The sequence below is a fragment of the Holdemanella sp. DFI.5.55 genome (assembly GCF_020593575.1).
GTDB classification, from domain to species: Bacteria; Bacillota_I; Bacilli_A; order Erysipelotrichales; family Erysipelotrichaceae; genus Holdemanella; species Holdemanella hominis.
The window spans coordinates 1-11,328 of the sequence record NZ_JAJDMK010000072.1; the positions used below are offsets into that span (position 1 = coordinate 1).

An 11,328-nucleotide genomic window follows, 5' to 3' on the forward strand; every position below is an offset into this window, starting at 1 on the left:
GATACTCCCCTATAAAAATGGCTATTTATCAACTGTTTGTTGTGACATAGCCAAAATAAAAAATGTAATCATTTACAAATTGCGGTATTATAGCTTCGGGAAGAGTAAGTAAAAAATTGAAAGATCAAAATTGTGCTTATTGCATGGAAGGTGAGTTAGTCGGTGCTTTCGGAATTAAAATTTGTGAACTAGAAAGTTCAAAAGTGTATTTGTTTAAAGAACAGTCTCATCCTGGTCGTGTGATTGTGGCTCATAAGAAGCATGTGAGTGAAATTACAGAGTTGACGGCCCAGGAAAGAGCTTCTTATATGGAGGATATTAATAGGGTAGCTTGTGCTATGCATGAAATCTTCATTTCCATTTAGTTCCTAAATATAAGGATGGATATGAATGGGGCGGTGTATTCGCTATGAATCCAGGCGAAAAAACGTTGTCGGATGAAGAGTATCAGGACATTGTTGAAAAATATCGTGCTGTATTATGTAAATAAAGGAGCAGCTGCTCCTTTTTCTATTGTTCACTATGATTTTTTCTAAATTGAATAGGTGAAATGCCCGTTGCTTTTTTGAAGGCTTGGGCAAAATAGGATTGGCTTGTAAAACCTATGATGATGGATATTTCTGAAATTTGAAGATTGGTTGTAGAAAGTAGAACTTTAGCTTCTTGAATCCGCTTTTGAATCATGTAGTTAATGGGGGAGATTCCCTTATATTGTTTAAAGGCATGTACAATGTGATATTTATTTAAGAAAGTGAGTTCACTTAAAGTGTCTAGTGTGATATCTTCTTTAAAGTGAGCATCAATATATTTTTCAATATAGACACAGTCTTTGTTGGCTTTATTAACGGGTGAAGATTTTAAACTAATGTTGGCCCTACGCATCAGGTTGATCAGTAATACTTCTAATAAGTTTTGGCATAAGGATTGATATTCAGCATCTCTAGCCTTAACTTCCATTAGAATGGTTTTTAGATAGAATAGTACTTCGTGTTTGTATTCATAATAGTTGGCAATACTGCAACCCTGTTCTTCGTATTCTTCTTTTGAAAAGAAGGTGATGCCTTCAATTCCCATAACAATGTATTCGAAGTTGACATTTTCAATACCACGCTCGGTATGGGATACCAATGGATTGACAATAACGAGGTCGTCTTCTTTTACGGGATAGTTTTTGTTGTCTAAACTTAAAAGTCCATGGCCCTTTGTCACATAGAACATTTCTGTGTATAAATGGGTATGTAGGGTGGAATTCCATTCGTGATCGAACTTGGATTCGGTTATATATAGTAGTTTTGGTCGGGCTTTGTTGAAGTCGACTTGGTCAATTTGAAAGCGTTGTGTACTCATAAAAACACCTCTTTTTGTATTATTATATATTGTTTTCTATTGTTTATCAATTTTGTTGTCAAAATTATTAAATCGCAATATATCTAAAATATAGAGCTATATTTTTATGATAAATCGCTTTCAAATAGACTATACTAGACTTGTCAAAAGAGGTTCATACGAATTTATGAGGAGGTAAAGTATGAAAAAAGTTATAACTGCTGGGTTATCATTTGCGATGGCAGCATCTATGCTAGCAGGATGTTCTAGCAAACCAGCTGAAAATTCTGATTCTGGAGATAAGCGAGTATTAAAATTTGATTCTTTCTCTGGTGGTAATGGTGAAGAAGTATTCACAAAATTGGCTAAGGCTTTTGAAAAGGCAAATCCGGATGTAGATGTTCAATTGCGTTTTGAAAAAGAATTGCCTGATGTATTGAATAAAGAAAATGCGAAGGGTGAATATTCTGATGTTGTTTACTATAACTTAGGTCAGCCTTCTGGATATACTGAAACTCAATTAAATACTCATGAAGTATTGGATATTTCAGATGTAGTTGAAGAAGTTGGTATGGATGAAAACTATGCAAATAGTAGTATCGTACAATATTATGGAGATGGAAAATCTTATTTGATGCCACTTAAGACAACTCCAGCTGGATTCTTCTATAATACTGAATTGGTTGGAGAAGGAAAGAAATATGAACTTCCAACAACTTGGGAAGAATTCTGGGCTTTAGGTGATCAAGCTAAGAAAGATGGTATCGCATTATTTACTTATCCAACAAATGGTTATTTTGACAACACATTAAATGCATTGTTGAAAGAAACTGGTGGAGAAGAATTATTAACGAATGTATTAAATTATGACAAGGATGCTTGGAATACAGATGGTGCTAAACAAGCTATCGATATTTTAACTAAATTAGTAAGTCCTGATTATTTATATTCTGATACAGTCGCAAATGCGAATGCGAAAGATGGTTTCACAATGAACCAACAGGCTGTCATTGATGGAAAAGCGTTATTCATGCCTAATGGTGACTGGGTAGTTAATGAAATGGCAGATACAACTCCTGAAGATTATCACTGGGGATTACTTCCATTGCCTGCATTAGAAAAAGATGGTGAACGTTTCGTTGGTTCTATGACTGAACAAGTATGGATTCCTGCTCAAGCAAAAAACGTAGATGATGCGAAAGCATTCTTGAAGTTTATCTATTCTGATGAAGGTGTTAAGATCATGGCTGAAGGTGGAAACATTGTTCCAACTACACATATGTCAGACACAATTGCGGCTATGGAAGATGGATATACAAAAGAATTCTTCTCTGTATATGACACTGCTTCTGCTGCATTAGGTGCATTTGCTCCTTACAACACAGATAACTTACCAGACTTTGACCGTGCTGCGACAGTATTTGGTTCAATTGACTCTTTAGCTACTGGTGAATTAACTGCAAAAGATTACCAAAGCAAATTAGTAGATGCTTGGGCTAAATTATCTAAAAACAAAGCTGTAACTGAATAATTAAACTGAAAGCGATGAGCAAATTGTTGCTCGTCGCTTTTTAAGAGATGGGAGGTAAACTCATGAATAAAAAGAAAGCACAAAATCGTTTCGTATTTGCGTGTCTTGCACCAGCCGTTATTCTAGTCGTCATTTTCATGGTGATTCCAACAATTGATGTATTTAAGACAGCATTCTTTAAAAAGAGCAATTTCGTAAGTGATGCCACTTTTGCCGGGTTCTTCAACTTTAAGGTTCTTTTTAACGACATGCGTTTTATTGAGGCTATGCAAAATACAATCTTGTATGTTGTATTGATCACGATCATCACTTTGGTGTTGGCCGTATTGTTTGCGACATTATTAACTCGTGAAGAGTTTGTTGGAAAAAACTTCTTCCGTGTTATTTTCTACATTCCAAACATTTTGAGTATTGTTGTTATTGTAGGTATTTTCTCAGCTATTTATCAACCTACGAATGGTATTTTAAATACGTTCTTTGGTATGATTGGACTTTCGTCTTTACAACAACAATGGATGGGAAATCCAGATGTTATTAACTATTCTATAATTGGTGCCCTTGTATGGCAGGCCATTGGTTATTATATGGTTATGTATATGTCGAGTATGTCGAGTATTCCAGAAAACCTATATGAGGCTGCAAGCCTTGAGGGGGCTAGTAAAGTCAGACAGTTCTTTATGATTACTTTACCTTTGATTTGGGATAACATTCGTACAACTTTAACTTTCTTCGTAATTTCTACAATCAACTTATCATTTATGTTCGTTCAATTGACAAGTGAGGGAAATCTAGGAAGTGAAGTGGCATTGAACTATATGTATAACAATGCGTTCGCTGGTAAATACGGATTTGGTATGGCCGTTGGAGTATGTATCTTCGTATTCTCATTTGCCTTATCAGCCATCATAAATAAGATCACTGAACGTGATGTATTACAGTATTAGGAGGATGAGATATGAAGAAACATAATTTTCCTTTATACAAGATCTTTGTTTATGTGGCACTGATCACATTAGCTATTTCGATTATTGTACCCATCGCATGGGTATTCCTTGCATCTTTAAAATCGCAATTGGAATTGGTGAGTGGAAATCCATTTGATCTTCCAAAACAAATATTGTGGTCAAACTTTGCGGATGCCTTTGTGAAGGCAAGAATGGGTGATTATTTATTAAATACAATCATTGTAACAGCACTATCATTAGTCATTCTATTGGTGGTGGCTCTTCCTGCATCGTATGTTTTGGCACGATTTGACTTTGTGGGAAAGAAATTCTTTAATGGACTTTTCATGGCTGGACTTTTCGTAAATGTGAACTATATTGTTTTGCCAATTTTCTTAATGTTATTTAATGCGGATATTAAGCTTGGAATTGACTTTTTCTTAAATAGTAAGTTCTGGCTTTCTGTCGTGTATGCGGCAACGGCCTTACCTTTCACAATCTATTTGTTGACAGGTTATTTTAAAACGTTGCCTAAGGCGTATGAAGAGGCGGCTCGCATTGATGGTTGTGGCTACTTTAAGACCATGACAAAGATTATGATTCCCATGGCAAGACCAAGTATTATTACGGTTATCCTATTTCAATTCTTGGCTTTCTGGAATGAATATATTATCGCATTTACTTTTATGGATAAAGAAAATGCTACGTTGGCCGTTGGTGTTAAATACTTAATGGCGGATGCGAAGTCACAGGCAAACTTTGGTGTCATGTATGCTGGGTTGGTAATTGTTATGATTCCAACGTTAGTTCTTTATATTTGTGTTCAAAAGAAGATTACACAGGGCATGAGTATTGGTGGAATGAAAGAGTAAGGTGTCTAATATGAGAGATGAAAATAAAGTAATGAACATAATTATGATCGTTTTATTCTTTGTGTTCTTAGGTATGATCATTTGGGCACAGAAGACGGTAAGTGTTCGTAATTTAATGATCGAAATCGTTGGATTGACAGGCTTACTAACATTATTGTTTCTATACAATCGAAAACATAAATAGGAGGAAGAAGTATGGCAGAATTATCATTGCAGCATGTTGATAAAATATATGACAACAATGTTCAGGCTGTATTTGACTTTAATTTAGAAGTGAAAGATAAAGAGTTTATTGTGTTTGTAGGACCAAGTGGATGTGGTAAATCAACAACACTTCGTATGATTGCTGGTTTGGAAGAGATTAGTGCCGGTGATTTCTACATTGATGGAAAAAGAATGAATGATGTGGAACCAAAAGATCGTGATATTGCGATGGTATTCCAGTCTTATGCGTTATACCCTCATATGAGTGTATATGAGAATATGGCCTTTGGTTTGAAATTACGTAAGTATAGTAAGGAAGAAATTGATAAGCGTGTGCATGAAGCTGCTCGTATTTTGGAGATTGAACCTTATTTGGATCGTAAACCAAAAGCTTTATCAGGTGGTCAAAGACAGCGTGTTGCCTTGGGGCGTGCTATCGTTCGTAATGCGAAGGTATTCTTAATGGATGAGCCACTTTCAAACTTGGATGCGAAATTGCGTGTACAAATGCGTTCGGAAATCATTCAGCTTCATGAACGTATTGGAGCTACTACCATTTATGTAACACATGATCAAACGGAAGCCATGACGATGGCCGATCGTATTGTTGTTATGAAAGGTGGTTATATCCAGCAGATTGGTACGCCTAAAGAAATTTACAATAATCCGGCAAATTTATTCGTAGCTGGATTCTTGGGTGCGCCTGCAACGAACTTTGTGAAGGGTACGTATACAAATGGTTTCTTCCAAGTGGAGGATATGAAGATTGAAATTCCTTTGATGTATAGAGAAAAACTTTCTAGTTACCAAGGAAAAGAAATTATCATGGGTATTCGTCCAGAAGATTTACATGGTGAGGGTATAGTGGCCGATACATATCCGAGTGCTAACTTTGATTTTGAAATTGAAGTGGCCGAACTATTGGGCCATGAATATATTTTGCATGGTACTTTAAATGGACAAAAAATGTGTGCCAAAGTAAATTCTCGTTTGGAACCCGAAGCACATTCAACAATTAAATTAACAATGGATTTATCAAAAATACATTTCTTTGATATGGAAACTGAAAATAGAATTGACTAGTTTAGGAGAAAATAAAATGATTGAAACAGGCAGAGTAACTGTACCGACAGATGTTGATGTAATTGATGCAACAATTGAGATTATTAATCGATGGAAAGCCGATGCCATCCGTGACTGTGACGGAACGGATATGCCAGAAGAATTGCGTAAGATGGATATTAAGCAATATGCGACTTACTATACGACAAGAAAAGATAATGCGTGGGCAAAGGCAAATCCAGATGAAATTCAACAGATGTATTTGATGAGTGATTTTGTGACCGCAAAGTCAACCGAATTAAAAATTCAAATCATGCAGCATTTCTATAAGGATCAATTAAAACCAAACACAAAAGATAATCACAGATGGTGGGAAGTCATTGACCGTACGACGGATGAAGTCATCACAAATTGGGATTATGATGAAGAAACGGGTGAAGTGATTATTCATGATACAATTCCGTATCATGCGTATACTGTCAGTTTCTTGGCATTTGTGATTTGGGATCCTGTGCATATGTATAATGCTCTAACGAACGATTGGCAGGGTGAAGAACATCAAATGACTTTTGATGTTCGACAACCTAAAACACAAAAATATGTATTGGATAAATTTAGAAAATTCTGTGAAGAAAGAGATGATGTAGACGTTGTTCGTTTTACAACGTTCTTCCACCAATTCACTCTTCAATTTGATGAATTTGCACGCGAAAAATTTGTAGATTGGTTTGGATATAGTGCTTCTGTATCTCCATATATTTTGGAACAGTTTGAAAAAGAAGTGGGCTATCCATTTAGAGCTGAATATATTATCAACAAAGGATTTAATAACTCAACTTTCTGTGTTCCAACTAAGGAATATCGTGATTTCATGGATTTCCAACAACGTGAAGTTAGTAAATTAGCGAAGAAATTTGTAGATATTTGTCATGAATATGGAAAAGAAGCCATGATGTTTTTAGGTGATCACTGGATTGGTACAGAACCATTTGGAAAATATTTTGAATCCATTGGATTGGATGCGGTTGTAGGATCGGTTGGTTCTGGTACAACACTTCGTTTAATTTCCGATATTAAGGGTGTTAAGTATACAGAAGGAAGATTCTTACCATACTTCTTCCCAGATGTTTTCCATGAAAATGGTGATCCATTAAAAGAAGCTAAGGTCAATTGGGTAACGGCTCGTAGAGCTATTTTACGTAGTCCAGTCGATCGTATTGGTTATGGTGGATATTTAAAATTGGCATTGGATTTCCCTGAATTCATTGACTATATTGAAAAGGTATGTGACGAATTCCGTACGCTATATTCTCATGTGAACCAACAAGTTCCATTAAACTTATTAAAAGTGGGTGTAATTAATAGTTGGGGAGAACTTCGTCGTTGGGGAACACACTTGGTTCACCATGCCATTTGGTACAAACAAATCTATTCATATACAGGTGTAATGGAGGCGTTGAGTGGTTTCCCATTTGATGTTCATTTCATTAGTTTTGATGATATTCGTAAAGATCCAACAATCTTAGATGATATGGACGTTGTGATGAACATTGGTTCTGCATACACTAGCTTTAGTGGTGGAGCCGAATTTGATGAACCCGTGATTACAGCTCTTCGTCGTTATGTAGACCAGGGTGGTGGATTCATCGGTGTTGGTGAGCCAACAGCTATTAACCGCAACGGTAAATTCTTCACTTTATACGATGTGCTAGGTGTGGATAAAGAATTAGGTTTTACAATGCATACAGACAAATACAATTGGCAAGTACATCCAGACCACTTCATTACAGAACAATTAGAACATGAAGATTGGGGAGAATGTGTAAATGATGTATATGCTCTTCCAGAAACCGAAATCTTGGCTGAAAAAGATCTACATGTTAATTTAGCTGTAAATGAGTATGGAAAAGGTCGCGGTGTGTATATGAATGGTCTTCCATTTAGTTTTGAAAATGTAAGACTATTGTATCGTGCAATCTTCTTTGCGGCACACAAAGAAGAAGAAATGAAACGTTGGTATTCCGACAACTACAATGTGGATATCAACGTATATCCTTCTACAAACAGTTTCTGTGTTGTCAATAATACATATGAACCACAGACAACTACCGTGTATAAGGGTGATGGAACAAGTTTCGAAGTTGAATTGGATGCTTGTGAAATCAAATGGTTTGAAATTTAAGAATCAGTCAATCAAAATCAGAACGAGCCAGCTGGTTTTGAAAAGCTTTGGAGCAGAATATCTGCTCCTTTTGTCATTTGTGATTTGCATCATATAATTTTTGAATGTCACTAGGAAGCTTGTCTGGAAGCATGGCCTGAATGTATTCTTCTGTACCATCTTCCATAGCTTTTGAGTAGTACCAACATTTAAATTCTAATAAAGATAGTGTTTCTTGAAGACTTTTGATTTCAGCTTCTACAGCCTCTTTTCGAGCTTTAAACAACTCTTTTCTCTTTTCAAAACTTGCACTTCCTTCAGAAACCCAACTAAAGAATTGATTGATTTCTTTAATGCCAAGACCAGATTTTTTTAAACACTCAATGAGGTGTAAAGCTTCAATTTCATGATTGCTGAAATAGCGAATATTGCCTTTGCGAACTAAATGAGGGAAAAATCCTTCTTTATCATAATATCGAAGAGTAGAGATGGGTAAATCAAACATTTCAGATACTTGTCCAATTGTATACATAGTGATTCCTTTCTCGACCTAAAGTCAGATTTAGGTATTATACTAATATCAGGAGGTAATTGTGTCAATAAGGTTAAGATGACAAAGAGGTGTCATCGATGCACAATTCAGTATTGTATTGGTTGTTGTGTATTAAAGGTGTAGAAATTATCGTGTATGCAAGTGAATATATATTTCGAGATATCTACATGATCGCAAGGACAGCAGAAGATGAAATAAGCGTATATGCTTGGTAAGAATTTATAATGTTCCGATAAACGGCTTTGGATTATTCCGATAGATGTCTATTGTTCCGATAAAATGATATAATACTTCTAGATTAGGAGTGATGATCCATGTTTATGACTGTAAAACAGGCTTCTGAAAAATGGGGTATTTCAGATCGAAGAATTCGAGTTCTTTGTGCTCAGGGAAAAATTTTAGGTGCTTATCATGAGGGGCGAAGTTGGAAAATTCCTGTGGATGCAAAGAAACCGGTAGATGGTCGTTTAAAGTCAAAAGAGAATCTTTTGCGGAAGATTGATCGAAAAAAGATGGAATTAGATTCTAGAAGACCATTAACAGAAGGTGAAGTTGCTAGGTTGAATGAAGAATTTATTGTGGAGTATACCTACAATTCAAATGCGATTGAAGGAAATACACTGACTTTGCGTGAAACGGATTTAGTTCTTCGTGGTCTCACAATTGATAAAAAGCCTCTAAAAGATCATATGGAAGCTGTTGGACATAAGGAAGCTTTTGATTTTGTAAGAGAACTAGTCAAAAATAATGTTCCCATTAGTGAGAGTGTCATCAAACAAATTCATTATCTTGTTCTTGCAGATAAGAAAGAAGACCGAGGCGTATATCGTAGAATTCCTGTTTATATTATGGGCGCGCAGAATGAGCCAGTACAACCTTATTTGATTGCACCGAAAATGGAACAATTATTAATGGATTTTGCGAATAGTAAGGAGCATATTGTAACGAAATTAGCTCGTTTCCATATTGAGTTTGAATCGATTCATCCTTTTATTGATGGAAATGGTAGAACGGGAAGATTATTAGTGAATTTAGAATTGATGAAGGCTGGTTATCCGCCTATTGATATTAAATTTACGGATCGACTTGCCTATTATAATGCGTTTGATGAATATCATGTAAAACATAATCTTTTTGCAATGGAAAATTTGTTTGCGGGATATATAAATGAAAGATTGGATATGTATTTAAATATGTTGCAAGATTAGAAGGAAAATTAAAATGAAAGCTTATATCAAGGTCAAAAAAGACTATAATTCAGGATTAGTAGTTGGACATAGTCAGAATATGCAAAAAGCCATTTCTGGTTTTAATGAATTGGCATGTGAAGTTGTGCCTTATTTTTCTCTTGATGATGTATATAATCAAATCACAAAAGAAGATATAGTCGTTGATTACATTCAACAATGCGAAAATGTTTTCGCCAAATTTAATGTTTTAAACCCACATGTAGATGATTATCCAGAATGTCTTCGAAAGTTTCTTGGCAGAAAAATATGGAGAGATACCATAAATGCTATTTCTACAGATGAGGGTAAATGGTCTGCAGGTTGGTTGTTAAGCCTGTAGAAAGTAAGAAATTCACTGGAAAAGTGATTTCAAGTATTAAGGGTTTAATTGGATGTGGTGCCTATAATGAAGATTTTGAGATCTTATGCAGTGAACCCATTGAATTTATGCGTGAATGGCGTTGCTTTGTATACTATGATCAAATTATAGATGTTCGACCATATAAGGGAGATTGGCACTATAATTATGATGCAGAAGTATTGGATGAAATTATGGATCAATTTATCGAATGGGATAAAAGACCAATGGCATGTTCTATTGATATTGGTGTTACCAAAGATGGTAGAACATTATTGATTGAATGTAATGATGCATATTCTTTAGGGGCTTATGGATTAGTAGATTATAAATACGCCAAATTATTATCTGCAAGATGGTCTCAATTGTTAGAAAGAGAAGATGTTTTTGATTATCGTAAATATCAATAAAAGAATTATGAATATTGAATATGCACGATTGGCTAACAAGGCTTCAATTATATGTTGAGCCTTTTAGATGACTTCTGGTATAATACAAATGAGCGATGGCTCTTGAATGGCGAGAAGCTAAATTCAATTTAAACTAAAATGCAGGGTGAGGAGCCCAAACTGAGGATGACTTAGAAATCATCCTCATTTTTTTTGATTTAAATACAAATAAGATGTCAAAAGGATTCTTGTATGATTTAAACACAAGAAAAAAATAGGGAACTTTTGATATAATATATAAATAATATATAAAGAAAAAGTTCCCTAAGGAGTGAAATTATGAATGATTTGGTTAAAATACAGGTGTTATTAGAAGCTAAAGCGGATTGTCAAGCTAGATTGAACTTATTACCTTATGATGGTTTTCCTGAAATAAAAGAACAAAATGGTTTCGCCACTTAATTAGTGTGCCGGGCATGGTATGAGTTCAGTTGGAGATAAACCAACTACAGGTAGTTACCGCTAAGTGTAGTGAACCACAAGCCGTTGACAGTGATGTCATGGGTGAAGGAAGTGGTGTAGCAATTCTTTTGAGCGTACGCACAGAAACTTGATGAGGCCAAATGGTGGATGAGATTGCATAACAAATCGAAGTCCAAAAGGTAAACGTAAAACCAAGACAGTAAATCAAGACGTTGT

The 11,328-nt window shown here is 35.3% G+C and carries 14 protein-coding genes; 12 read left to right on the forward strand and 2 right to left on the reverse strand.

What is annotated here, in order from left to right:
- Nucleotides 1-116 precede the first annotated feature (116 nt).
- Nucleotides 117-365: an HIT family protein gene (locus tag LJE08_RS11305; protein WP_227403275.1), complete on the forward strand. Its 249-nt coding sequence runs from the start codon at nucleotides 117-119 to the stop codon at nucleotides 363-365.
- Between the two features lie 145 nt (nucleotides 366-510).
- Here the strand turns inward: LJE08_RS11305 and LJE08_RS11310 are convergent, their stop codons facing one another.
- Nucleotides 511-1,347 carry an AraC family transcriptional regulator gene (locus LJE08_RS11310; protein WP_227403276.1) on the reverse strand — a complete coding sequence of 279 codons (837 nt, stop codon included), beginning with the start codon at nucleotides 1,345-1,347 and terminating at the stop codon, nucleotides 511-513.
- A 181-nt stretch (nucleotides 1,348-1,528) separates the two neighbouring features.
- On the opposite strand from LJE08_RS11310, the gene LJE08_RS11315 reads away from it, so the two are divergent.
- From LJE08_RS11315 to gnpA, 6 genes are all read left to right on the forward strand, one after another.
- Entirely contained in the window at nucleotides 1,529-2,857 is a 1,329-nt protein-coding gene (locus LJE08_RS11315) for a carbohydrate ABC transporter substrate-binding protein (protein WP_186998477.1), read from the forward strand.
- A 62-nt stretch (nucleotides 2,858-2,919) separates the two neighbouring features.
- On the forward strand, nucleotides 2,920-3,801 hold the full coding sequence (locus tag LJE08_RS11320; RefSeq protein ID WP_117925686.1) for a carbohydrate ABC transporter permease: 882 nt from the start codon (nucleotides 2,920-2,922) through the stop codon (nucleotides 3,799-3,801).
- 11 nt (nucleotides 3,802-3,812) lie between these two features.
- Nucleotides 3,813-4,673: a carbohydrate ABC transporter permease gene (locus LJE08_RS11325; RefSeq protein ID WP_117925687.1), complete on the forward strand. Its 861-nt coding sequence runs from the start codon at nucleotides 3,813-3,815 to the stop codon at nucleotides 4,671-4,673.
- 31 nt (nucleotides 4,674-4,704) lie between these two features.
- The gene (locus tag LJE08_RS11330; protein ID WP_186998549.1) at nucleotides 4,705-4,857 is read left to right on the forward strand and encodes a hypothetical protein; all 153 of its coding nucleotides are present in this window, start codon (nucleotides 4,705-4,707) and stop codon (nucleotides 4,855-4,857) included.
- A gap of 11 nt (nucleotides 4,858-4,868) precedes the next feature.
- Nucleotides 4,869-5,960 carry an ABC transporter ATP-binding protein gene (locus tag LJE08_RS11335; RefSeq protein WP_217256444.1) on the forward strand — a complete coding sequence of 364 codons (1,092 nt, stop codon included), beginning with the start codon at nucleotides 4,869-4,871 and terminating at the stop codon, nucleotides 5,958-5,960.
- 16 nt (nucleotides 5,961-5,976) lie between these two features.
- Nucleotides 5,977-8,121, forward strand: coding sequence for a 1,3-beta-galactosyl-N-acetylhexosamine phosphorylase (gene gnpA / locus LJE08_RS11340; protein WP_186998476.1), 2,145 nt, complete (start codon nucleotides 5,977-5,979; stop codon nucleotides 8,119-8,121).
- A gap of 73 nt (nucleotides 8,122-8,194) precedes the next feature.
- Here gnpA and LJE08_RS11345 read toward each other — a convergent pair whose 3' ends face one another.
- Complete coding sequence (locus tag LJE08_RS11345; protein ID WP_227403277.1) at nucleotides 8,195-8,632, reverse strand: MerR family transcriptional regulator; 438 nt, start codon at nucleotides 8,630-8,632, stop codon at nucleotides 8,195-8,197.
- 98 nt (nucleotides 8,633-8,730) lie between these two features.
- Between LJE08_RS11345 and LJE08_RS11350 the strand changes: the two genes are divergently transcribed.
- The 5 genes from LJE08_RS11350 (at nucleotide 8,731) to LJE08_RS15115 (ending at nucleotide 11,091) form a co-directional block, all read left to right on the forward strand.
- Complete coding sequence (locus LJE08_RS11350) at nucleotides 8,731-8,868, forward strand: hypothetical protein (RefSeq protein ID WP_227403278.1); 138 nt, start codon at nucleotides 8,731-8,733, stop codon at nucleotides 8,866-8,868.
- Between the two features lie 99 nt (nucleotides 8,869-8,967).
- On the forward strand, nucleotides 8,968-9,861 hold the full coding sequence (locus LJE08_RS11355; RefSeq protein ID WP_227403279.1) for a DNA-binding protein: 894 nt from the start codon (nucleotides 8,968-8,970) through the stop codon (nucleotides 9,859-9,861).
- Between the two features lie 13 nt (nucleotides 9,862-9,874).
- On the forward strand, nucleotides 9,875-10,222 hold the full coding sequence (locus LJE08_RS11360) for a hypothetical protein (RefSeq protein WP_227403280.1): 348 nt from the start codon (nucleotides 9,875-9,877) through the stop codon (nucleotides 10,220-10,222).
- Entirely contained in the window at nucleotides 10,192-10,650 is a 459-nt protein-coding gene (locus tag LJE08_RS11365; protein ID WP_227403281.1) for an ATP-grasp domain-containing protein, read from the forward strand. Before LJE08_RS11360 ends, LJE08_RS11365 begins: the two co-directional genes overlap by 31 nt.
- Nucleotides 10,651-10,968: 318 nt before the next feature.
- A complete protein-coding gene (locus LJE08_RS15115) occupies nucleotides 10,969-11,091 on the forward strand; it encodes a hypothetical protein (RefSeq protein WP_255650343.1) in 123 nt (40 codons plus the stop codon).
- The last annotated feature ends 237 nt before the right edge of the window (nucleotides 11,092-11,328 follow it).